This is a genomic window from Acidovorax sp. MR-S7, assembly GCF_000400995.2.
Lineage (GTDB): Bacteria > Pseudomonadota > Gammaproteobacteria > Burkholderiales > Burkholderiaceae_C > MR-S7.
The window spans coordinates 82,837-105,105 of the sequence record NZ_DF238891.1 but is presented as its reverse complement, the minus strand read 5'-3'; the positions used below and the strand labels follow the sequence as shown (position 1 = coordinate 105,105).

The following is a 22,269-nucleotide window of genomic DNA, read 5'->3' as shown; positions in this document are numbered from 1 at the left end:
CCTGCTCAACGCCGGCGAGGCCGGCTCTTGCTTTTGGTGCGGGCGGCCGGGGCCGTGGCACGCGGCGGCTTCGGCGGCACCACGGCATCGCCCACGCCGGGCAAGTCCTCGGGGCAGTCGGCCGCGTCCTCCCCGATGTGCCACAGCTCCACCTGCTTGAGTCCCAGGCCCGTCATGCCCAGCTCCTCGGCGGCAGCCTGGCTCAGGTCGATCACGCGGCCCGGCGTGAAGGGCCCGCGGTCGTTGACGCGCACCACCACCGCCTTGCCATTGACCATGCTGCGCACGCACAGGCGCGCACCAAAGGGCAAGGAGGGGTGGGCGGCGGTGAAGTCCTCGCGGTCGAAACGCTCGCCGCTGGCCGTGCGCCGCCCATGAAAGCGCCCGCCGTACCACGACGCCAGGCCGCGCCCGAGCAGCACACCGGGTTCGCTGTCCGCCGGCTCCGTCAGCGCGGGCGGCATCTCCGCCTCGGCGGGCGCAGGCGCCAGTGCGGGTTTCGGAGGAGGCGCCGGGGCACGCGGAGGGCGCATCTGCGGTGCGCGCACGGCCGGCGCTTCGGCAGAGGGCGGCACCTGCGGCTGATCGGCGGGCGGCACGGCCGCGCAGCCCGCCAGCAGGGCGAGCAAGGCCGCGCAGACGCCCCGCCTGCCGCGAACCAGCGATCGGTCAGGATTTGGCGCAGCGCGCAGTGATGTTGTCTTCGAAACGGCGCAGGTCATTGCGTTCGCCGGGGGTCAGGTCGGTACGGGCTTTCTTGGCCGCAAGGATACGCCGCGACTCCGCGCATTGCTGCGCCCGCCGGGCATCCTGCTCCTGCCCGGCCTGCAGCGCCTCCTGCTGCTGGCGCTCGTCGTCGCGCCGCTGGCGGCGGCTTTCGCGCTGCTCCTTGTAGTAGCGCGAGGAGGCCTCCGTCTCCTCGTCGCTGCAGTCGCGGCGGTATTCGCGCTGCATGCCGGCGATCACCTCGTACTTCGACCCATTGGCCGAGGCCGCACGGATGCTGCTGCGCAGCGTGCGGCAGCGGCCGCTCATGTAGTCCAGGTAATCGGGCTCGTCGCGCACCGCCCGGCTGCGCTGGGACGTGGAGGACTCCTGCCGGTAGCTGCGCTGCTCCACCGGCCCCGCCGATACGGCCGTGGTGACCATGCCTTTCGGGCAGGGGCGGGACAGCGTGTAGACGGCGCCGCCCTCGTCGCGGCAGGTGTAGCGTGTCTGGGCCAAGACTGGCTCAGCCCCGAGGAAGGACAGCGCGACGAACAGCAGGGAGGAAGGAAGGGCTTTCATGCCAGGCACCACGGTGGGAGGCCAAAAAGTAAAGACCTGTAAATGTTACCGGCAGCCTCGCCGCTACAGCCCGAGGCGTTGGCAGATTTCCAACGTGGCCGCACTCTGGTTCATCGTGTAGAAGTGCAGCCCCGGCGCACCCGCGCGGCGCAGCTGCTCGCACAACTGGGCCACCACATCCAGGCCGAAGGCGCGGATGCTGGCCGCGTCGTCGCAGAAGCCCTGCAGGCGCAGGCGAATCCAGCGCGGAATCTCGGCGCCGCAGGCGTCGGAGAAGCGCATGAGCTGGGTGGCGCCCATGATGGGCATGATGCCGGGCACTACCGGCACGTCGAGACCCAGGCGTCGCGCATCGTCCACGAAGCGCAGGTACGCATCGGCATTGAAAAAATACTGCGTGATGGCCGAGTCCGCGCCCGCGCGCACCTTGGCGGCGAAGGCCTGCAGGTCGGCGTCGGCCGAGCGTGCCTGCGGATGCACCTCGGGATAGGCCGCCACCTCGATGTGAAAGGCGCTGCCCGTCTCCGCTCGGATGAAGGCCACGAGGTCGCTCGCGTACTGGAATTCACCGCCGATGCCGTAGCCGCTGGGCAGGTCACCGCGCAGCGCGACGAGGCGCTTGACGCCCATGCCCTGCAGCTCTGCGAGCTGCGCACGCACGCTGTCCCGCGTGGCACCGATGCACGAGAAATGCGATGCCGCATCCACGCCCTCGGCGAGGATCTCGCGCACGGTAGAAAAAGTGCCTTCGTGCGTGGAGCCGCCCGCGCCATAGGTGACGGAGCAGAACTGCGGCGCGCGCGCATAGAGCTGCTGGCGCACGGTGCGCAGCTTGGCCGCACCCTCGGGCGTCTTGGGCGGGAAGAATTCGAAACTGACCGGGAGGCTCATGCCTCTCTCCTTGCATGGATGAAGAATTCACGGTTGCCGTCGCCGCCTTCGATGGGGCTGTCGAACCAGCGCAGCTCCCGCAGCGGCAGGGCCGCGCAGCAGTCGCGGATACGCTGTTCGACCTGCGCGTACAGCGCCGCGTCGCGCACGATGCCGCCCTTGCCCACCTGTCCCGGCTGCAGCTCGAACTGCGGCTTGACCAGCATGAGCAGGTGGCCGCCGTCCTTCAACAGCGGCACGAGCGCGGGCAGCACCAGCGTGAGTGAGATGAACGACAGATCGCCCGTCACCAGGTCGAACGCGGGCGTGATGTCCACGTCCTCGCGCCCCGCCCTGCGCCGCCGCCGGGTGGGCACGGTGCCTTCGGCGCGCGCGCGGGCCTTGGCGGCGCGCTCGGCCTTGAAGGCTTCGATGTCGTGCTCCTTGGCGTCGTCGCTGTCGTCGTACGCGTCGTCGACCATGCCGCCGTTGCGCATCCACGCATAGGGCGACTGGGGCTGGGTGTCGTTGTCCTCGGCCTCCTCGATGTGCTCGGACAGCGCCTCGTCGCACGCTTCGCGCAGTCCTTCGGGCGTGAGCGCGCGGGCATTCACGCCTTCGACGCAGACCACGCGCGGGTCGTCCCTGAGCCGCTCGTGGAGCTGGTCGTGGCCCACGTCCACGCCGATGACCTGCGCCGCGCCTGCGCGCAGCAGGCAGTCGGTGAAGCCGCCCGTGCTCTGGCCCACATCGAGGCAACGCAGGCCGGAGACGGCCAGGCCCGCGGCCGCAAGCGCGCCCTCGAGCTTGAGGCCGCCACGCGAGATGAACTTGGCCTCGGCCGCGTCGAGCAGCTGCACCTCGGCACCGGCCGGAATGTCGTCGCCGTTCTTGGCCACCTTCTGCCAGGGCAGCGTAACTGCCAGCCGCCACTGCACGCCCGCGGCGATCAGCCGCTGAGCCTGCGAGCGGGTGGCTGCATGGCCGCCTTCGACCAGGAATACGTCTGCGCGCATCGCGCTCATCCTTTATGAGTCAAATAGGTCTCCAGCGCTTGCTGGGAAAGCGCTGGCAGCTACCAAATCAGTAGCGATAGGTGTCGGGCTTGTAGGGGCCGTTCTTGTCCACGCCAATGTAGGCGGCCTGCTCGTCGGTCAGCACCGTGAGCTGCGCGCCGAGCTTGGAGAGCTGCAGCCGCGCCACCTTCTCGTCCAGGATCTTGGGCAGCACGTACACCTTGCCGGCCTGGTAGGCGTCGGGCTTGGTGAACAGCTCGATCTGGGCGATGGTCTGGTTGGCGAACGAGGACGACATCACGTAGCTCGGGTGGCCCGTGGCACAGCCCAGGTTCACCAGACGGCCCTTGGCCAGCAGGATGATGCGCTTGCCGTCGGGGAAGATGATGTGGTCCACCTGCGGCTTGATCTCTTCCCACTGGTATTTTTCCAGCGAGGCGACTTCGATCTCGTTGTCGAAATGGCCGATGTTGCAGACGATGGCCTGGTCCTTCATCGCGACCATATGCTCGTGGCGGATCACGTCCTTGTTGCCCGTGGTGGTCACGAAGATGTCGGCCTTGTCGGCGGCGTATTCCATCGTCACCACGCGATAGCCTTCCATCGAGGCCTGCAGCGCGTTGATCGGGTCGATCTCGGTCACCCACACCTGGGCGCTCAATGCGCGCAGCGCCTGCGCCGAGCCCTTGCCCACGTCGCCATAGCCCGCCACCACCGCCACCTTGCCCGCGATCATCACGTCGGTGGCGCGCTTGATGCCGTCCACCAGCGACTCGCGGCAGCCGTAGAGGTTGTCGAACTTGCTCTTGGTGACCGAGTCGTTCACGTTGATCGCGCGGAACAGCAGCGTGCCCTTGGCGGACATTTCGTTGAGGCGGTGCACGCCCGTGGTCGTCTCCTCGGTCACGCCGATGATCTCGGCGCTCATGCGCGAGTACCACGTGGCGTCTTCGGCCAGCTTCTTGCGGATGGCGGCGAACAGGATGCGCTCTTCCTCGCTGCTGCCGTTGCCGGCGACCAGCGATGCGTCCTTCTCGGCGCGCTGGCCCAGGTGCATGAGCAGCGTGGCATCGCCGCCGTCGTCCAGGATCATGTTCGGGCCCTTGCCTGCGAACTCGAAGATGCGGTGCGTGTAGTCCCAGTAGTCCTCCAGCGACTCGCCCTTGATGGCGAACACCGGCGTGCCACCCGCCGCGATGGCCGCGGCCGCGTGGTCCTGCGTCGAGAAGATGTTGCACGACGCCCAGCGCACCTCGGCGCCCAGCGCCTGCAGCGTCTCGATCAGCACGGCGGTCTGGATCGTCATGTGCAGCGAGCCGGTGATGCGCGCGCCCTTCAGCGGCTGGCTCTTGGCGTATTCGTCGCGGATGGCCATCAGGCCGGGCATCTCCGTCTCGGCGATGCGGATTTCCTTGCGGCCCCAGTCGGCCAGGGTGATGTCGGCGATCGCGGATTCGCGGGCTGCAGCGTTCATGGGTTTCTCCAATAGTGAAAAAACCACGCTCTCGGGGGGATGGAACTCACCGCACAGGCCAAGCGTGGGTGAGCGTCGTTGCAAATGAATCATTCCGAGCCTCGCGCCCCGCCGTGCTGGGGACGCTGCAACGCTCCTCGGAAAAGCCCGCGATTATAGAGCCGCCGGTAAAATCACGCGCTTTGCCCCAGTCAGCTCCAGCCGTGTCCTTCGCCCCTGAAACCCGCCGCCGCCGCACCTTCGCCATCATCTCCCACCCCGACGCGGGCAAGACCACGCTGACGGAGAAGCTGCTGCTGTTCTCGGGCGCGATCCAGATCGCCGGGGCCGTCAAGGGCCGCAAGGCCAGCCGCCATGCCACGTCGGACTGGATGGAGATCGAGAAGCAGCGCGGCATCTCGGTCGCGTCCAGCGTGATGCAGATGAGCTACCGCGACCACGTGGTCAACCTGCTCGACACGCCCGGCCACAAGGACTTTTCGGAAGACACCTACCGCGTGCTCACCGCCGTCGATTCGGCGCTGATGGTGATCGACGCCGCCAACGGCGTGGAATCGCAGACCCGCCGCCTGATCGAGGTCTGCCGCCAGCGCGACACGCCCATCATCACCTTCGTCAACAAGATGGACCGCGAGGTGCGCGACCCGCTGGACATCCTGGACGAGGTGGAGCGCGAGCTGGGCATGCCCTGCTGCCCCATCACCTGGCCCGTGGGCCAGGGCAAGACCTTTGGCGGCATCATCAACCTGCGCACGCAGAGCATGACCGTGTTCTCGCCCGGCAGCGAAAAGCGCCCGCAGGATTTCGAGGTGATCCCGCTCTCCGACGCCGCCACGCTGCGCGCGCGCTTCGGCCAGGCCTTCGACGACGCGATGGAGAGCATGGAGCTGGCCGTGGGCGCATCCGCCGAATGGGATCATGAAGCTTTCCTGGCGGGCAAGCTCACACCCGTGTTCTTCGGCTCCGGCGTCAACAACTTCGGCGTGATGGAAGTGCTGGACGCGGTGGTGGACATGTCCCCCCCGCCCGGCCCGCGCAAGAGCACGCTCGTCGTCAACAAGCAGCCCGTCGAGAAAGTCATCCAGCCCGAGGACGAGGGCTTCTCCGGCGTGGTCTTCAAGGTGCAAGCCAACATGGACGCCAACCACCGCGACCGCATCGCCTTCGTGCGCGTGGCCTCGGGCAAGTACACGCCGGGCATGAAGATGAAGGTGCAGCGCACGGCCAAGGAGCTGCGCCCCACCAGCGTCGTCACCTTCATGAGCCAGCGCCGCGAAGCGGTCGATGAAGCCTACGCGGGGGACATCATCGGCTTCACCATCCACGGCGGCGTGCAGCTCGGCGACACCATCACCGACGGGCCCAGCCTGCAGTTCACCGGCCTGCCCTTCTTCGCGCCCGAGATGTTCATGACCGTGGTGCTAAAGAACCCGCTGCGCACGAAGCAACTGCAGCAGGGGCTGATGCAGCTCGGCGAGGAAGGCGCCATCCAGGTCTTCAAGCCGGAAGCGGGCGGCAACATGCTGCTGGGCGCCGTGGGCCAGCTCCAGTTCGAGGTGGTGCAGCACCGCCTCAACACCGAATACGACTGCGACGTGCGGCTGGAAGGCTGCCAGTACACCGGCGCACGCTGGATCACGGCCGACACGCCCACCGAGCTGCGCGAGTTCGAGAACGCCTACCCGCTGCGCATGGCGCGCGATGCCGCGGACACGCTGGCCTACCTCTGCACCAGCCCCTACGACGTGCGGCTGGCGCAGGAGCGCTTCCCCAAGATCCACTTCCACCCGCTGCGCGAGCACGCCGGGCTGGCGCTGAGCGCGAACTGATGCAGCCCCTGGCCTCTGGGCAATTGCCGCAGCCGCCACTACTGGCGGGCGTGCTGACCGACATCGACGACACGCTGACCACCGAGGGCGCCATCACGCCCGATGCGCTGCAGGCGCTGGCCGACCTGAAGGCGGCGGGCCTGCACGTCATCCCTATCACCGGCCGCCCCGTGGGCTGGAGCGAGCCGTTCGCCGCCGCGTGGCCCGTGGATGCCATCGTCGCGGAAAATGGTGCTGTAGCGCTCCAGCGCTTGCCTGGCAAGCGCGAGCAGCTATCAAAACTGTATCAACAGGACGCCCCCACCCGCACCGCCAACTTCTCCCGCATGCAGCAGGTGCTGGCCGAGATCGAGGCCACCGTGCCCGGCGCGCGACGCGCCACCGATTCAAAGGGCCGCGAATGCGACATTGCCATTGACCACAGCGAGTTCACACACCTGCCGCAAGAGGCCATCGACCAGTGCGTGGCGATCATGCGCGCGGCGGGCATGAACGCGACGGTGAGCAGCATCCACATCAACGGCTGGTATGGCGCGCACGACAAGCTGGAGGGCGCGCGCTGGATCGTGCGGCAACTGCTTGGACGCGACCTCGATGCGGAACTGGGCCGCTGGGTCTACATCGGCGATTCGACCAACGACCAGCGCATGTTCGAGCACTTTCCGTACAGCGTGGGCGTGGCAAACATCGCGCGCTTCGTGCCGCAGCTTGCACACCTGCCACGCTACGTGACGCAGGGCGAGCGCGGCGCAGGGTTCACAGAGTTGGCCCACGCGGTTTTGAATCAAAACAGGCTCTAGTGCCCACCAATCAAGCGCCGGCAGCTATCAAAAAAGCAAAGGCGCCCGCGGGCGCCTTTGCTTTAAGGGGATCGGCAGTCAATGCTGCAGGATCTTGTTAAGGAAGTCCTTGGTGCGCGGCTGGCGGTTCTCGGGGTGGCCGAAGAATTCGTCCCTGGAACAGTCCTCGAGGATCTTGCCGCCCACGTCCATGAAGATCACGCGGTTGCTGACCTTCTTGGCGAAGCCCATTTCGTGGGTCACGCACATCATGGTCATGCCTTCGTTGGCGAGGCCCACCATCACGTCGAGCACTTCGCCGACCATCTCGGGGTCGAGCGCCGAGGTGGGTTCGTCGAACAGCATCACGATGGGGTCCATCGACAACGCACGCGCGATGGCTACGCGCTGCTGCTGGCCGCCCGAGAGCTGGCCGGGGAACTTGTCCTTGTGCGCCGACAGCCCCACGCGGTCGAGCATCTTCAGGCCGCGCTTCTTCGCGTCGTCCTGGCTGCGGCCAAGCACCTTGACCTGGGCGATAGTGAGGTTCTCGGTGACCGACAGGTGCGGGAACAGCTCGAAATGCTGGAACACCATGCCCACGCGGCTGCGCAGCTTGGGCAGGTTGGTCTTGGGGTCGTGGATGGCCGTGCCATCCACCCAGATCTCGCCCTTCTGGACGGGCTCCAGCGCGTTGATGGTCTTGATGAGCGTGGACTTGCCCGAGCCCGAGGGCCCACAGACCACGACCACCTCGCCCTTGCCGATGCTGGTGGAGCAGTCGTTGAGCACCTGGAAGGTGCCGTACCACTTGGAGACGTTTTTCAACTCGATCATTTGGCTCATGTTTCTCTCCAGTCCGCATCAGCGGATGATGGCGATCTTCTTGTGCAGGCGCTTCACGGTCCAGGACAGCGCGTAGCAGATGACGAAATAGACCACGGCAGCGGCGAGGTAGGCCTCGATGGGCCGGCCGAAGTTCTTGCCCGCGATCTCGAAGCCCTTGAGCATGTCGTAGGCGCCGATGGCGTAGACCAGCGAGGTGTCCTGGAACAGGATGATGGTCTGCGTGAGCAGCACGGGCAGCATGTTGCGGAACGCCTGCGGCAGCACGACGAGCTTCATGTTCTGCCCGTAGGTCATGCCCAGTGCCTGGCCCGCGAAGACCTGGCCGCGTGGGATGGACTGGATGCCGGCGCGCATGATCTCGCTGAAGTAGGCGGCCTCGAACGCGATGAAGGTGATGACGGCCGAGATCTCCGCGCCGATGGGCCGGCCGATGATCATGGGCACGAGCAGGAAGAACCACAGGATCACCATGACCAGCGGAATGGAACGCATGCCGTTGACGTAGATGGTCGCGGGCACGTCCAGCCATTTCTTGCCCGACAGGCGCATGAGCGCCAGCACCGTGCCCAGCGCGATGCCGCCCAGCGTGGCGATCACGGTGAGGGTGACGCTGAAATAAAGGCCCTTGAGCACGAAGCTGGAGAACAGCTCCCAGGTGAAGAAGGACCAGTCGATGTTGAGGTTCATGTCAGTGTCCTCCCCCGCCTGCGGCAATCAGCCCCGGCACGCGCGTGCGCTTCTCGATGAAGGCCATGATGCGATTGATGGCGAAGGCCGAGATCACATACAGCGCCGTGACGGCCAGGTAGATCTCCACGCCGCGCGCTGTCTCTTCCTGTGCCTGCATGGCGAACATGGTCAGTTCGGCCACCGAGACGGCGAACGCCACGGACGAGTTCTTGAACACGTTCATGGTCTCGCTGGTGAGCGGCGGGATGATGATGCGGAAGGCCATGGGCAGCAGCACATAGCGGTAATACTGGAACGTGGTGAAGCCCAGCGCCATGCCCGCATAGCGCTGGCCGCGCGGCAGCGCCTGGATGCCCGAGCGCACCTGCTCGGCGATACGCGCCGAGGTGAAGAAACCCAGCGCGAACACCACCAGCACGAAGCCCGGCAACGACTTCATCGCGGGAAACATGGCAGGCACCACGTGGTACCACACGAAGATGTGCACCAGCAGCGGGATGTTGCGGAACAGCTCGACCCAGGCATTGCCCAGGCGTACGACCCAGGGTCGGCCCTCGAGCGTGCGCAGCGTGCCGACGAGCGAGCCGACCACCAGCGCGATGACCAGCGACAGCAAGGAGACGGACACCGTCCAGCCCCAGGCCGACAGCATCCAGTCGAGGTAGGTCACGTCGCCGCCCTTGCCGAAGCAGCTCTGTCCGACCTCTTGGGTAATGGTGTCTTGGCAGAACACCTGCCATTCCCAGTTCATAGGAGCACCCTTTCAATTCATCTGACCATGCCGCCGCCGCAGGCATGCGCTGGCTGCGGCGGCAACAAAAAACGCCCCTTCCGGCCGTTTGGCAGAAGGGGCGATCCGGGCGGAAAGCCTCTTACTTGACTTCGTAGGACTCCATGGGCTTGTCGTTCGGATGGGCCCAAGCGTCCTTGGTGGCTTCGGACAGCGGCAGGCCGATCTTCACGTTGGCCGGCGGGATGGGCTGCATGAACCACTTGTCGTACAGCTTGGCCAGCGAGCCGTCGGCGATCTGGCGCTTGATGGAGTCGTCCACGGCCTTCTTGAAGGCGGGGTCGTCCTTGCGGATCATGCAGGCGATGGGCTCGACCGACAGCACTTCGCCGACGATCTTGTAGTCGGCAGGGCTCTTGGACTTGGAGATGTTGGCGGCCAGGATGGAGCCGTCCATGATGAAGGCGTCGGCGCGGCCGGTCTCCAGCATCAGGAAGCTGTCGGCGTGGTCCTTGCCCATGACTTCCTTGAAAGTCAGGCCGTCGGCGCGCTTGTTCTTGCGCAGGGTCTGCACCGAGGTCGTGCCGGTGGTGGTCACGATGGTCTTGCCGTTCAGGTCCTTGATGCCGGTGATGCCGGACTTGGCGTTCACGGCGATGCGCACTTCCTCCACGTAGGTGGTCACGGCGAAGGCCACTTCCTTCTGGCGGGCCGCGCTGTTGGTGGTGGAGCCGCACTCCATGTCCACCGTGCCGTTGGTCACCAGCGGGATGCGGTTCTGCGAGGTCACGGGCTGGTACTTGACTTCCATCTTGGACAGGCCGAGCTGCTTCTGGATGTCGTCCAGGATGCGCTCCCCCATTTCGGTGTGGAAGCCCACGTACTTGCCGTTGCCCAGGGTGTAGCCCAGGCCGGAGGACTCGCGCACGCCCAGCGTGACGGCGCCGCTGGACTTGATCTTGGCCAGCGTGTCGTTGGCCTGCGCGAACGCGCTGCCTGCAGCCAGGACGGTAATGGCGGCGGCCAGCAAATGCTTCTTCATGTGAAATCTCCTTGTGGGTGAAGCGGGTGACGAAGTGTAGTGAATCGGGCACCCGGGCCTGGACGGCAAGCCCAAGCCAGCGGGTCGAAGCGGTTCCTATTGTGCGTGTTCCGGGCCTTAGAAGGGGACCTCGTCGCTAGGGTATTTCCAGAAGTCCCGCAGCAAATAGCTCACGGGCAGGTTCAGCGCACGCTGCGTGGGCGGGATGGGGCGCATGAACCACCGGTCGTAGATCGCATAGATCTCGCGGCTGGAGATCAGGCGCCGCATCTCGGCGTCCACCAGCTTCTTGAATTCGTCGTCGCCCTTGGGCAGCATGATGGCCAGCGGCTCCGTGGTCACGAAGCGCCCCACCACCTTCAGCGCCTGGGGATCGGCGCGGTTGGAGGCCAGGCCGTAGAGCAGCACGTCGTCCATCACGAACGCGTCGGCCTCGCCCTTCTCGACCATGCGTACCGCGGCCTCGTGGTCGGGCGCCTCCACCATCTGGATGCGCATGAGCCGCTCGCGGTTGGCCTGCTCGGCGGCCTTCAGGGGCGTCGTGCCCTGGGTGGACACGAGCTTCCTGCCTTCCAGGTCCTCCATGCGCTCCACCTTGCTCGCTGCCGGCACCAGCAGTCGCGCGCCGGTGATGAAGTGCGGGATGGTGAACGCCACGTCCTTGCGGCGCTCGGCGTTGTTGGTGGTGGAGCCGCATTCCATGTCGGCCTTGCCGGACTTCACCGCCTCGATGCGGTTGGAGGGCGTCACCTGCAGCATCTGCACGGGCATGTCCTTGCGGCCCGTCTTCTGGCGCACCACCTCGGCGATGCGCAGGCACAGGTCCACCGCATAGCCGACGGCCCTGCCTTCGTGGACATAGGAGAACGGCACCGACGACTCGCGGTGCGCGATGACCAGCGGCCCGCCCCCACGCACGCGGTCCAGCACGCCCTCGGCTTGCGCGAAGGTGCTGCACGCCAAGGCGGCCAGCAGGGCCAGCAGGTACCCGAATCTCATGGGGAAATGTCTCCGAGGCCAGGACGATGCGCCCATGCGGGCAGCTCGCCTTTGAATCGTTTGGAATGGGGTGCGACTGTAATGGCGCGCTCCGCCGCCATCCAATGCCGATGATGGGACTTCATATGCGCATCCCGCATGTACGGTCAGATGGGCTTGTGCCCGCTGTCGCGCGCCTGCAGATACGCCCACAGCGACTGCGCCAAACCCTTGGCCGGCTCCTTGCGCGAGGGTTTTTCCCGGTAGACGCGCACATCCATCACCATTTGCAGGCTGTCCACGCCGAGCGGCACGGCACTCACCAGCTTGCGCGAGCGCAGTTCCTTCTTCACCGCGCTGTGCGGCAGGAAGGCCACGCCGTGGCCTTCGAGCGCCATGGCCTTCAGCCCCTCGGCCATGTCGGTCTCGTACACGCGCTCCAAGTGGATGGCCGTGCCCGCCTGCTTGAGGATCAGCTCCGTCACCCGGCCCAGATAGGCGCCAGGCGCATAGCCCAGGTACGGCAGCGGCTGGCCAGGGCGCCCGGGCAGGCAGTGGATCGGCTGCCCGTCGGCATCGGCCTTGGCATAGGGCGCCAGCGACTCCTGGCCCAAGCTGACCATCTCGTAGCGCTCCGAATCGAGCTGGAACGGCTGCGACGGGTGGTGGTAGGCGATGAGCAGGTCGCAGCCGCCTTCGACGAGGCGCATCACCGCGTCGTGCACGTTCAGCGCGATGAGCCGGCTCTTGAGCGGGCCGAAGTCCTCGCGCAGGCTGGACACCCATGCCGGAAAGAAGGTGAACGCCAGCGTGTGCGGCACCGCGAACTCCACCATGTCGGTGCCCGCGCTGGTGTGCGCGCGCAGCATGGCGCGGGTGTTCTGCAGGGCCTGCAGCACTTCCAGCGCCTGGTCGTACAGCGTGTTGCCGGCGGCGGTGAGCCGCGTGGGGTAGGAGCTGCGGTCCACCAGATCGGTGCCGGCCCAGGCTTCCAGCGCCTGGATACGGCGCGAAAACGCCGGCTGCGTCACGTGGCGCAGTTGCGCGGAGCGGCTGAAGCTGCGCGTCTCGGCCAGGCTGACGAAATCCTCAAGCCATTTGGTTTCCATGGAGCCGCATTATCGTGCCGGGAATGCCGCCCAGGCCCCCCGCACAGAGGGAAGACTCAGGGAACACCCTTGCCCGGAGCCGCCGGGATCTGCATGCAAAATGGAGTGCTGCCGCGCCCCAAGCGCGGCTCCCCCGTCAAGGCTCCCGGTGCACAACGCTGGCGGGCTGCAGTGGTTTGTCTTCCATGTTCGACTTTTCTGCTTCCTGCCCCCATGTCCTCCCACCCCTCTCCCGGGCCGGCCAACGATGCCGCAGCCCCGGATGGCGCGCCCACGTCCCCCTCCTCTAGCGACGAACCCCGCTCCCTGCGCATCGAGGACTGGCTCACCGTCATCGTCATGGCGCTGCTGGCGCTGATCACGTTCGCCAACGTGCTCGTGCGCTACTTCACCAGCTCCTCCTTCGCCTGGACGGAGGAGATCTCCATCTTCCTGATGATCGTGCTGGCCCTGGTGGCCGGCTCGGCCGCCGTGGCGCGCGACCGCCACATCCGTATCGAGTTCTTCTGCGAAAGCGGCTCCGCCGCACGCCGGCGCTTCCTGGCGCAGCTGGGCGCGCTGATGGTGGCGCTGCTCTTCGCGCTGATCGCGGCGCTGTCGGTGCGCGTGGTGTGGGACGATTTCCGCTACGAGGAGACCTCGCCCGGCATCGGCGTGCCGCAATGGTGGTACTCGGTGTGGCTGCCCGTGCTGTCGCTGCTCATCACCTGGCGTGCCGTGGGCCTGTTCATCCGCCGCTCGCGCCAGAGCGACGTCGAGTTCCTGGGCGATGACAGCGAGGAGCGCCAGCCATGATCGCCACGCTGCTCTTCGTCGCCTTCCTGGTGCTGATGTTCGTGGGCGTGCCCATCGGCGCGGCGCTGGGCCTGGCCGGCGCGGCCTGCATCGCGCTGGCCAATGCCGACGCGCAGTGGTTCGGCCTGCTGGCCGTGCCGCAGAACTTCTACGCCGGGCTGGGCAAGTACCCGCTGCTGGCCATCCCCATGTTCGTGCTCGTGGGCTCGATCTTCGACCGCTCGGGCGTGGCGTTGCGCCTGGTCAACTTCGCCGTGGCCATCGTGGGGCGCGGCCCCGGCATGCTGCCGCTGGTGGCGATCGCCGTGGCCATGTTCCTGGGCGGCATCTCGGGCTCGGGGCCGGCCAACGCGGCGGCCGTGGGCGGCGTGATGATCGCGGCCATGAGCCGCGCGGGCTACCCGGGCAGCTTCTCGGCCAGCGTGGTGGGCGCCGCGGCGGCCACGGACATCCTGATCCCGCCCTCGGTGGCCTTCATCATCTACTCGGTGCTGGTGCCCACGGCGTCGGTGCCGGCGCTGTTCGCGGCCGGCATGGTGCCGGGCGTGCTGGCGGGCGTGGCGCTGATCGTCCCCGCCGTGTGGATGGCGCGCAGGCACAAGATGGGCGCGCTCGAATCGTCCATGCCGCGCCCGCCGTTCTGGAAGAGCCTCAAGGAAGCCTCCTGGGGCCTGGCCGCGCCGGTGCTGATCCTGGGCGGCATGCGCGCGGGCTGGTTCACGCCCACCGAGGCGGCCGTGGTGGCCGTGTTCTACGGCCTGTTCGTGGGCATGGTAGTCTACCGCACCATCGGGGTGCGCGACCTGTACGTGATCCTGCGCGAGGCCGGCGAGCTGTCGGCCGTGATCCTGCTGGTGGTGTCGCTGGCGGGCATCTTCGCGTTCTCGCTGTCCACGCTGGGCGTGATCGACCCGGTGGCCAAGGCCATCGTGAACTCGGGCCTGGGCGAATACGGCGTGCTGTCGCTGCTGATCCTGCTGCTCATCACCGTGGGCATGTTCCTGGACGGCATCTCCATCTTCCTGATCTTCGTGCCGCTGCTGCTGCCCATCATGAACCACTACGGCTGGGACCCGGTGTGGTTCGGCGTGATCCTCACGCTGAAGGTGGCGCTGGGCCAGTTCACGCCGCCGCTGGCCGTGAACCTGATGGTGTCGTGCCGCATCGCCGGCGTGCGCATGGAATCCACCGTGCGCTGGGTCGGCCCCATGCTGCTGGCGATGTTCCTGGTGATGGTGGCCGTGATCGCTTTCCCGCAACTGGCCCTGTGGCTGCCCCATTACCTCGGCTATTGAAAATTTTCCAAGGAGACCAACCCATGAAACTGCGTACCTTCCTCGCATCTGCCGTGGCTGCGGCCGCTGCCCTCACCGTCGCCGCACCGGCGATGGCGCAAAGCAACTACAAGAGCGAATACCGCCTGTCGCTGGTGCTGGGCCCGCCCACGCCCTGGGGCATGGCCGGCCAGATCTGGGCCGACCTGGTCAAGGAGCGCACGCAGGGCCGCATCAACATCAAGCTCTACCCCGGCGTATCGCTGATCCAGGGCGACCAGACGCGCGAGTTCTCCGCGCTGCGCCAGGGCGTGATCGACATGGCCGTGGGCTCGACCATCAACTGGTCGCCGCAGGTCAAGCAGCTCAACCTGTTCTCGCTGCCCTTCCTGATGCCCGACTACGCCGCCGTGGACGCGCTCACGCAGGGCGAGGTGGGCAAGGAGATCTTCAAGACGCTGGACAAGGCCGGCGTCGTGCCGCTGGCCTGGGGCGAGAACGGCTACCGCGAGATCACCAACTCCAAGCGCGCCATCGAGAAGCCCGAGGACCTCAAGGGCATGAAGATCCGCGTGGTGGGCTCGCCCATCTTCGCCGACATGTTCACCGCCCTGGGCGCCAACCCCACGCAGATGAGCTGGGCCGACGCGCAGCCGGCCCTGTCCAGCGGCGCGGTGGACGGGCAGGAGAACCCGCTGTTCCTCTTCACCGTGCTGAAGATGCACACCGTGGGCCAAAAGTTCGTCACCACCTGGGGCTACATGGCCGACCCGCTGGTGTTCGTGGTCAACAAGGACATCTGGAACAGCTGGACGCCGGCCGACCAGGGCATCGTGCGCCAGGCCGCCGTGGACGCGGGCAAGCAGGAGATCGTGCTGGCGCGCAAGGGCCTGGTGGAAGCCGGCAAGCCGCTGCTCAAGGACATCGCCGGCATGGGCGTGACCGTCACGCAGCTCACGCCCGCGCAGCGCGAAGTCTTCGTGAAGGCCACCCGCCCCGTCTACGACAAGTGGAAGCCCACCATCGGCACCAACCTCGTGGACATGGCGGAAAAGGCCATCGCCGCGCGCAAGCAATAAAACGCAACTACCAAAACGATAGCTGCCTGCGCTTGCTGCGGGCTGATTTCAAGGCAAAAGACTTTGAAATCTGCTGGCATCAAGCGCCGGCAGCTCCTTTTTTCATAGCTCCCTTTCCATGACTGAATTACTGGATCTCTACCGCACCATGGTGCGCATCCGCGCGTTCGAGGACGCCGCGGAGGCCGCCAGCCAGGGCGGCGTGACCTGGGGCGGCGCGGCCACGGGCAAGGCGTCGGAAGTGCGCGTCAAGGGCCCGCTGCACCTGTCCACCGGCCAGGAGGCCGTCGCCGCGGGCGTGTGCCAGCACCTGGGGCCGCGCGACCTGCTCACCTCCACCCACCGCGGTCACGGCCACACGCTGGCCAAGGGCGCGGACGCCACGCGCATGATGTGCGAGCTGTTCGGCCGCGCCAGCGGCTACAACGGCGGCAAGGGCGGCTCCATGCACATCGCCGACTTCTCCGTGGGCATGCTGGGCGCCAACGGCGTCGTCACCGCCGGGCTGCCCATCGCCGTGGGCGCGGCCCATGCGCTCAAGCTCCAGGGCCAGGAGGCCATCGCCGTCAGCTTCTTCGGCGACGGCGCCATCAACCGCGGCCCCTTCCTCGAAGCGCTGAACTGGGCCCAGGTTTACCGCCTGCCCGTGCTCTTCGTCTGCGAGGACAACCGCATCTCCGCCACCACCCGCTCCGCGCCCATGACCGCCGGCACGCAGGCCGCGAGCGCGCGCGCCGAGAGCCTGGGCATCCCCGCCACGCGCGTGGACGGCAACGACGTGGAGGCCGTGAGCAGCGCCGCGCGCCGCCTCGTCGCCGAGATCCGCGCCGGCGGCGGCCCGCGCCTGCTGCACGCCCTCACCTACCGCCAGAAGGGCCACGTCTCCGTCGACCCCGCCACCTACCGCGACCCGCAGGAGGTGGCCGAGGCGCTCAAGGACGATCCCATCGCCCGCGCCCGCGAACTCTTGCACGCGCGCGGCCTGACCGAGCAGGCCGAGCGCATCGAGGCCGATACCCGCCAGGAGATCGAAGCCGCCCTGGCCGCGGCCTCCGCCGCCCCCGTGCCGCAAGCCGCCGACGCCTACACCGACGTGGTGACCATCGGCGAAGGGGCCTGGAAATGACCGCCACCGCCATGCAACCACGCACCCTCACCTACGCGCAGGCCGCCGCCCTGGCCCTGCAGGAAGCCATGCAGGCCAGCCCCCACGTGATCGCCATGGGCGAAGACCTGGGGCGCGGCGGCGTCTTCGGCCAGTACCGCACGCCCGAAGGCCGCACCCTGGCCGACGTGTTCGGCACCGACCGCGTGATCGACACGCCCATCTCCGAAGCCACCATCATGGGCGCCGGCGTCGGCATGGCGCTCGCGGGCCTGCAGCCCGTGGTCGAGATGCGCGTGGCCGACTTCGCGCTGTGCGCCATCGACGAGCTGGTCAACCAAGCCGCCAAGAACCGCTACATGTTCGGCGGCCAGGGCCGCGTGCCGCTGGTCGCGCGCCTGCCCATCGGCATCTGGACGGCCTCGGCCGCGCAGCACTCGCAGTCGTTCGAATCGTGGTTCGCCCACGTGCCGGGCCTGGTCGTCGTCGCGCCCTCCACGCCCGCCGACAACTACGGGCTGCTCAAGGCGGCGCTGGCCTGCGGCGACCCCGTGGTCTACATGGAGCACAAGGAGCTGTGGGGCCTGCAGGGTGAGGTGGATGGCACGCCGGTGGAACTCGGCCAATGCCGCGTCGCCCACCAGAGTGCCGCGTCGGGCGACCTCACCATCGTCTCCTGGTCGCGCCAGGTGCACGCCTGCGTGGACGCTGCGCACCAGCTGGCCGCGCAGGGCATCCACGCCGAGGTGCTCGACCTGCGCACCATCTGGCCCTGGGACCGCGAGGCCGTGCTGGCCAGCAGCGCCCGCACCGGCCGCCTGCTGGTGGTGCACGAGGCCGTGCAGGCCGCCGGCTTCGGCGCCGAGGTGGCCGCCACCGTGGCCGAGCACACCGGCGCTCGCGTCGCCCGCCTGGGCGCGCCGCGCATCCCCGTGGGCTACGCGCAGACGCTGGAGGCGGAATCGCGCATCGGCGAGGCGCAGATCGTGCAGGCCGCGCGGCGGCTGCTGGGGAAGTAAGGGGCGAAAGCTCTCTTATTGATAGCTGCTGGCGCTTTTCCACCAAGCGCTAGCCGCCATTTTCGCCGCTGGTCTGCTGCATGGCCCACATGCGCGCATAGCGCCCGCCCTGGGCCAGCAGCGCCGCGTGCGTACCGCGCTCCACGATGCGGCCCGCGTCCATCACCAGGATCTCGTGCGCATCCACCACCGTGGACAGGCGGTGCGCGATCACCAGCGCGGTCTTGTTCTGCGCGGCGCTGCGCAGCTCGGTCTGGATGGCGCGCTCGTTGGCCGAATCCAGGGCGCTGGTCGCTTCGTCGAAGATCAGGATGGGCGGGTTCTTGAGCAGCGTGCGGGCGATGGCCACGCGCTGCTTCTCGCCGCCCGAGAGCTTCAGGCCGCGCTCGCCCACCATGGTGTCGTAGCCCTTGGGCGTGGCGGCGATGAAGCCGTGGATGTGCGCCCCGCGCGCGGCGGCCTCCACCTCCGCACGGCTGGCGCCGGGGCGGCCGTAGGCGATGTTGTATTCCACCGTGTCGTTGAACAGCACCGTGTCCTGCGGCACGATGCCGATCGCCTGGCGCACGCTGGCCTGGGTGACGGCGCGGATGTCCTGCCCCGCGATGGTGATGCGGCCCTGCTGGATGTCGTAGAAGCGGAACAGCAGGCGCGAGAGCGTGCTCTTGCCCGCGCCCGAGGGGCCGACCACGGCCACGGTCTTGCCCGCCGGGATTTCGAAGCTCACGCCGTGCAGGATGGGGCGGCTGGGCTCGTAGGCGAAATGCACGTCCTCGAAGCGCACTGCAGGCTGCCCGTCCAGCGCCAGGGGTTGGGCACCGGGCGCGTCGGCCACCTCGCGCTCGCGGTCCATCAGGGTGAACATGCGGTCCAGGTCGGTCAGGCTCTGCTTGATCTCGCGGTAAATCACGCCCAGGAAGTTGAGCGGGATGTAGAGCTGGATCATGAAGGCGTTGACCATGACCAGGTCGCCCAGCGTCAGGCGCCCGTCGACCACGCCCTGCGTGGCGCGCCAGAGCATGGCGACCAGCGCCGTGGCGATGATGAGCTGCTGGCCGGTGTTGAGCAGCGAGAGCGTGGTCTGGCTCTTGAGCCGCGCGCGGCGCAGGCGCTCCAGGCTCTCGTCGTAGCGGCGGGCCTCGAAGGCCTCGTTGTTGAAGTACTTGACGGTTTCGTAGTTCAGCAGCGAGTCCACGGCCTTGGTGTGCGCGGCGGAGTCGAACTCGTTGGCTTGGCGGCGGAACTGCGTGCGCCATTCGGTCACGGTGACGGTGAACACGATATAGATGCCCAGCGCCGCCAGCGTGATGCCGGCGAACCAGGCGTCGAACTTCACGGCCAGGATGCCGAGCACCAGCCCCACCTCGATCAGCGTGGGCAGGATGCTGTAGAGCGAGTACGAGATCAGCGACTCGATACCGCGCACGCCGCGCTCGATGTCGCGCGTCATGCCACCGGTCTGGCGCTCCAGGTGGAAGCGCAGGCTGAGCGCGTGCAGATGCTCGAAGGTACTCAGTGCAATGCTGCGCGCCGCGCCCTGCGTGGCCTTGGCGAAGACCAGCTCGCGCAGCTCGGTGAAGAGCGAGGTGGCCAGGCGCAGGCCGCCATAGGCCAGCAGCAGCCCTGCGGGCACGACGAGCAGCGCCATGGGGTCGCCGGGCTTGAGCGACAGGGCGTCCACCAGGTTCTTGAGCAGCACCGGCACGCCCACGTTGGCGACCTTCGCGCCCACCATGAAGGCCAGCGCGGCGAGCACGCGCCACTTGTATTCCCAGAGGTAGGGCAGCAGGCGGCGCAGGGCCGCCCAGTCGGAGGTTCCCGGCGGGGAGGGAGGAAGGGGGGAATCGCCACCGCGGCGCATGGGGGACAATCGTTGTTTTACTGCCTGCCATTGTGCCCATGACCGACGATTCCATCCGCCCCCACGCCACATTGCCCACCGACAAGGAACTGGTGCTGAAGGTCATCCCCATGCCCGCCGACACCAACGGCAATGGCGACATCTTCGGCGGCTGGGTGATGGCGCAGGTGGACCTGGCGGGCGCCGTGCTGCCCGCACGGCTGGTGCAGGGCCGCATGGCCACCGTGGCCGTGAAGGAGTTCGTCTTCAAGCAGCCCGTGCGCGTGGGCGACATCCTCTCGCTCTATTCGAGCGTGGTGCGCGTGGGCCGCACCTCGGTCACCGTGGACGTGGAGGTCTACGCCGAGGGCTTCCACGCCCAGGGCCAGTACGTGAAGGTGACCGAGGCGCTGCTGACCTACGTGGCCATCGACGACGAAGGCCGCCCGCGCGCAATTGCCCGTCCCCAATGAACAACGGGAGCCCAAGGGCTCCCGTCGTGGTGTGAGCGCGAAGCCGCGTCAGGCCGCCGCGAGCGCCGGGGATGGCGCGGAAGAGGACTGGCTCTGCCGGCCGCCGCCGCCCACGCCGACCTCGATCTCGCCCGAGAGCTGGCCGCCCTCCTCGATCACCACCTTGCCGTAGCGGATCTTGCCGCTGACCTTGCCCGTGCTGTGGATCACCAGCTTCTGGCGCACGGTGAGCGCGCCGTCGAACTCGCCATGGATCTCGGCGATGTCGATCTCCGCGGAGCCGCGGAACGCCCCCTGCTCGGCGATGTGGATCACGCGCGAATCCATCGTGGCCTCCACCGTGCCCTCCACCACCAGGGTGTCGCAGTCCGTGATCTCCACGCCCTTGAGCTTGATGTTAGGGCCCACGGTGAGCTTGCTGCCGCCTTCTGTGGTGGCGGGAGTGGTGCTGCTGGCGGGGGTGGCGGGCTTGGTCACGGCGCTGGTGCTGGGGGTGGTCGATCCGCCCAGGACGGACGAAGGCTGGCGCGGCTGGAATGCATCGGGTTCGCGTTTGCCAAAGAAGGGGTTTTGCACGGCCATCGGTTCTCCTTGAAAAGACCCGCCCATGCTAGAAGCCGCGCCGCGGCGAAACCGCCCCTGTTACGCAAGAACGGTAACCAAACCGCTCCATCGTTGCATGCACTTGCAGGGCTTACGACACGATGTAGGCGGCTGATCCCGCAGAGAGCAATACCCCCTGCGGGCCCAGGAATTCCATGCGCGTGCTGGCCACGCGCGAGCCCAGGCGCAGCACCTCGGCGCGCAGCGTGAAATGGCTGCCGATGCCGGGGCGCAGGTAATCGATGCGCAGGTCGATGGTGCCCAGCCTGGAGAAACGGTGCAGGCGCTGCAGTGGCGGGTCTTCCATGTGCTTGGCGCCGATGGCAGCCATGACGGCCAGCCCGCCCATGGCGTCCAGCCCCGCGCTGATGACGCCGCCGTGCATGCGGTTGTAGACGAAGTGCCCCACCAGCTCCGGACGCATGTCGATGCGGCCTGCGACGTGGCCGGGCTCCAGTTCGGTGATGCGCAGGCCGATCAGGCGGTTGAAGGGGATCTTCTCTTCGAAGATGTCCTTCAGGCCGGCAATGAACTCGGGCTCGAAGACGACGGGCGACGGGACGGACTTGGTCATCGGTGACTATCAAAAAAGGAGCTACCAGCGCTTTCCAGTAAAGCGCTGGAACCGTTTTTCATTCAAACTCAGCAGGTGCTGAAGTCCGGGCGCCGCTTCTCCATGAACGCCGAGAAGGCCTCCTTGGCCGCGGGCCCGCCCATCAGGCGGCCGAAGCTCACGCCTTCCTCGTCCATGCGTTCGCGCACCTGCGCCGCCTGGCCGGCCTTCATCAGGCGCTTGGTCTCGATGAGCGCCGTCAGCGGCTTGGCGGCCAGCTTGCGCGCCTGTGCCTGGGCCAGCGCGTTGCATTCCGCGGGCGGCACCACGCGGTTGACCAGGCCCACCTCCAGCGCGGCCTCGGCCATGAAGGGCTCGCCCAGCAGCAGCGCCTCGGCTGCACGGTGGTAGCCCAGCATCTGCGGCAGCAGCAGGCTCGACGCGGCCTCGGGGCACAGGCCCAGGTTCACGAAGGGCAGCGAGAAGGCGGCGTTGTCGCCCGCGTAGACCAGGTCGCAGTGCAGCAGCAGCGTGGTGCCGATGCCCACGGCCGGGCCGCAGACGGCGGCGACCAGCGGCTTGGGGAAGGCGGCGAGCAGGTGCAGGAAGCGCCACACGGGGCGCTCGCCGTCGGGCTGCGGCACCCCTGCGGCCGACTGGCGCAGGAAGTCGCCAATGTCGTTGCCCGCGCTGAAGATGGCCATGTCGCCCTGGAACACCACGCAGCGCACGGCGGCGTCCTGCGCGGCCGCGGCTAGCGTGTCGGCCATGGTGGCGTACATGGCCTCGGTGAGGGAGTTCTTCTTGTCGGCGCGGTTGAGGGTGATGGTGGTCACGCCGGCTTCGGTGTGGACCAGGATGTCCTGTGTGCTCAT

General features: G+C 67.6%; 23 protein-coding genes and 1 riboswitch. Of the genes, 8 read left to right on the top strand and 15 right to left on the bottom strand.

Annotated elements, in window-relative coordinates; all coding sequences use genetic code 11:
• Positions 1 to 5: 5 nt before the first annotated feature.
• From AVS7_RS24215 to ahcY, 5 genes are all read right to left on the bottom strand, one after another.
• The gene (locus tag AVS7_RS24215) at positions 6 to 629 is read right to left on the bottom strand and encodes a septal ring lytic transglycosylase RlpA family protein (protein WP_020226545.1); all 624 of its coding nucleotides are present in this window, start codon (positions 627 to 629) and stop codon (positions 6 to 8) included.
• Positions 630 to 669: 40 nt separating this feature from the next.
• Positions 670 to 1,287, bottom strand: a complete 618-nt coding sequence (locus AVS7_RS00510; protein ID WP_049696814.1) for a hypothetical protein — start codon at positions 1,285 to 1,287, stop codon at positions 670 to 672.
• A gap of 63 nt (positions 1,288 to 1,350) precedes the next feature.
• Positions 1,351 to 2,178 carry a methylenetetrahydrofolate reductase [NAD(P)H] gene (metF, locus tag AVS7_RS00505; protein WP_020226543.1) on the bottom strand — a complete coding sequence of 276 codons (828 nt, stop codon included), beginning with the start codon at positions 2,176 to 2,178 and terminating at the stop codon, positions 1,351 to 1,353.
• Positions 2,175 to 3,173 (bottom strand): TlyA family RNA methyltransferase, encoded by a 999-nt coding sequence (locus AVS7_RS00500; RefSeq protein WP_020226542.1) that lies wholly within the window; start codon positions 3,171 to 3,173, stop codon positions 2,175 to 2,177. The genes metF and AVS7_RS00500 overlap by 4 nt, the downstream gene beginning before the upstream one ends.
• Positions 3,174 to 3,240: 67 nt before the next feature.
• Complete coding sequence (ahcY, locus tag AVS7_RS00495; protein WP_020226541.1) at positions 3,241 to 4,647, bottom strand: adenosylhomocysteinase; 1,407 nt, start codon at positions 4,645 to 4,647, stop codon at positions 3,241 to 3,243.
• A gap of 63 nt (positions 4,648 to 4,710) precedes the next feature.
• Positions 4,711 to 4,792, bottom strand: a riboswitch (S-adenosyl-L-homocysteine riboswitch).
• 58 nt (positions 4,793 to 4,850) lie between these two features.
• Here ahcY and AVS7_RS00490 point away from each other — a divergent pair.
• The gene (locus tag AVS7_RS00490; RefSeq protein ID WP_020226540.1) at positions 4,851 to 6,476 is read left to right on the top strand and encodes a peptide chain release factor 3; all 1,626 of its coding nucleotides are present in this window, start codon (positions 4,851 to 4,853) and stop codon (positions 6,474 to 6,476) included.
• Positions 6,476 to 7,276, top strand: coding sequence for an HAD-IIB family hydrolase (locus AVS7_RS00485; protein WP_020226539.1), 801 nt, complete (start codon positions 6,476 to 6,478; stop codon positions 7,274 to 7,276). The genes AVS7_RS00490 and AVS7_RS00485 overlap by 1 nt, the downstream gene beginning before the upstream one ends.
• Before the next feature lie 78 nt (positions 7,277 to 7,354).
• Here the strand turns inward: AVS7_RS00485 and AVS7_RS00480 are convergent, their stop codons facing one another.
• From AVS7_RS00480 to AVS7_RS00455, 6 genes are all read right to left on the bottom strand, one after another.
• The gene (locus AVS7_RS00480; protein WP_020226538.1) at positions 7,355 to 8,092 is read right to left on the bottom strand and encodes an amino acid ABC transporter ATP-binding protein; all 738 of its coding nucleotides are present in this window, start codon (positions 8,090 to 8,092) and stop codon (positions 7,355 to 7,357) included.
• A gap of 27 nt (positions 8,093 to 8,119) precedes the next feature.
• Positions 8,120 to 8,791 carry an amino acid ABC transporter permease gene (locus tag AVS7_RS00475; protein ID WP_020226537.1) on the bottom strand — a complete coding sequence of 224 codons (672 nt, stop codon included), beginning with the start codon at positions 8,789 to 8,791 and terminating at the stop codon, positions 8,120 to 8,122.
• 1 nt (position 8,792) lies between these two features.
• On the bottom strand, positions 8,793 to 9,545 hold the full coding sequence (locus tag AVS7_RS00470; RefSeq protein ID WP_020226536.1) for an amino acid ABC transporter permease: 753 nt from the start codon (positions 9,543 to 9,545) through the stop codon (positions 8,793 to 8,795).
• A gap of 121 nt (positions 9,546 to 9,666) precedes the next feature.
• On the bottom strand, positions 9,667 to 10,566 hold the full coding sequence (locus AVS7_RS00465) for an amino acid ABC transporter substrate-binding protein (protein WP_020226535.1): 900 nt from the start codon (positions 10,564 to 10,566) through the stop codon (positions 9,667 to 9,669).
• A gap of 117 nt (positions 10,567 to 10,683) precedes the next feature.
• The gene (locus AVS7_RS00460) at positions 10,684 to 11,565 is read right to left on the bottom strand and encodes an amino acid ABC transporter substrate-binding protein (RefSeq protein WP_020226534.1); all 882 of its coding nucleotides are present in this window, start codon (positions 11,563 to 11,565) and stop codon (positions 10,684 to 10,686) included.
• A 146-nt stretch (positions 11,566 to 11,711) separates the two neighbouring features.
• The gene (locus tag AVS7_RS00455) at positions 11,712 to 12,653 is read right to left on the bottom strand and encodes a LysR substrate-binding domain-containing protein (protein ID WP_020226533.1); all 942 of its coding nucleotides are present in this window, start codon (positions 12,651 to 12,653) and stop codon (positions 11,712 to 11,714) included.
• Positions 12,654 to 12,866: 213 nt separating this feature from the next.
• Here AVS7_RS00455 and AVS7_RS00450 point away from each other — a divergent pair, with 213 nt between their 5' ends.
• The 5 genes from AVS7_RS00450 to AVS7_RS00430 all read left to right on the top strand — a co-directional run bounded on the left by AVS7_RS00450 (position 12,867) and on the right by AVS7_RS00430 (position 17,925).
• Positions 12,867 to 13,448, top strand: a complete 582-nt coding sequence (locus AVS7_RS00450) for a TRAP transporter small permease (RefSeq protein WP_020226532.1) — start codon at positions 12,867 to 12,869, stop codon at positions 13,446 to 13,448.
• On the top strand, positions 13,445 to 14,743 hold the full coding sequence (locus AVS7_RS00445) for a TRAP transporter large permease (protein ID WP_020226531.1): 1,299 nt from the start codon (positions 13,445 to 13,447) through the stop codon (positions 14,741 to 14,743). Before AVS7_RS00450 ends, AVS7_RS00445 begins: the two co-directional genes overlap by 4 nt.
• 23 nt (positions 14,744 to 14,766) lie before the next feature.
• Positions 14,767 to 15,801, top strand: coding sequence for a DctP family TRAP transporter solute-binding subunit (locus tag AVS7_RS00440; RefSeq protein ID WP_020226530.1), 1,035 nt, complete (start codon positions 14,767 to 14,769; stop codon positions 15,799 to 15,801).
• A 118-nt stretch (positions 15,802 to 15,919) separates the two neighbouring features.
• The gene (locus tag AVS7_RS00435; protein WP_024000709.1) at positions 15,920 to 16,927 is read left to right on the top strand and encodes a thiamine pyrophosphate-dependent dehydrogenase E1 component subunit alpha; all 1,008 of its coding nucleotides are present in this window, start codon (positions 15,920 to 15,922) and stop codon (positions 16,925 to 16,927) included.
• A gap of 11 nt (positions 16,928 to 16,938) precedes the next feature.
• A complete protein-coding gene (locus AVS7_RS00430) occupies positions 16,939 to 17,925 on the top strand; it encodes an alpha-ketoacid dehydrogenase subunit beta (protein WP_034689561.1) in 987 nt (328 codons plus the stop codon).
• 49 nt (positions 17,926 to 17,974) lie between these two features.
• Here the strand turns inward: AVS7_RS00430 and AVS7_RS00425 are convergent, their stop codons facing one another.
• Positions 17,975 to 19,786: an ABC transporter ATP-binding protein/permease gene (locus AVS7_RS00425; RefSeq protein ID WP_020226527.1), complete on the bottom strand. Its 1,812-nt coding sequence runs from the start codon at positions 19,784 to 19,786 to the stop codon at positions 17,975 to 17,977.
• Between the two features lie 38 nt (positions 19,787 to 19,824).
• Here AVS7_RS00425 and AVS7_RS00420 point away from each other — a divergent pair, with 38 nt between their 5' ends.
• Positions 19,825 to 20,238, top strand: a complete 414-nt coding sequence (locus AVS7_RS00420; protein ID WP_020226526.1) for an acyl-CoA thioesterase — start codon at positions 19,825 to 19,827, stop codon at positions 20,236 to 20,238.
• Positions 20,239 to 20,286: 48 nt separating this feature from the next.
• On the opposite strand, the gene AVS7_RS00415 is transcribed toward AVS7_RS00420, so the two are convergent.
• The 3 genes from AVS7_RS00415 to AVS7_RS00405 form a co-directional block, all read right to left on the bottom strand.
• The gene (locus tag AVS7_RS00415) at positions 20,287 to 20,820 is read right to left on the bottom strand and encodes a polymer-forming cytoskeletal protein (protein WP_020226525.1); all 534 of its coding nucleotides are present in this window, start codon (positions 20,818 to 20,820) and stop codon (positions 20,287 to 20,289) included.
• A 112-nt stretch (positions 20,821 to 20,932) separates the two neighbouring features.
• Positions 20,933 to 21,415, bottom strand: a complete 483-nt coding sequence (locus AVS7_RS00410) for a thioesterase family protein (protein WP_020226524.1) — start codon at positions 21,413 to 21,415, stop codon at positions 20,933 to 20,935.
• Between the two features lie 68 nt (positions 21,416 to 21,483).
• A complete protein-coding gene (locus tag AVS7_RS00405; protein ID WP_020226523.1) occupies positions 21,484 to 22,269 on the bottom strand; it encodes an enoyl-CoA hydratase in 786 nt (261 codons plus the stop codon).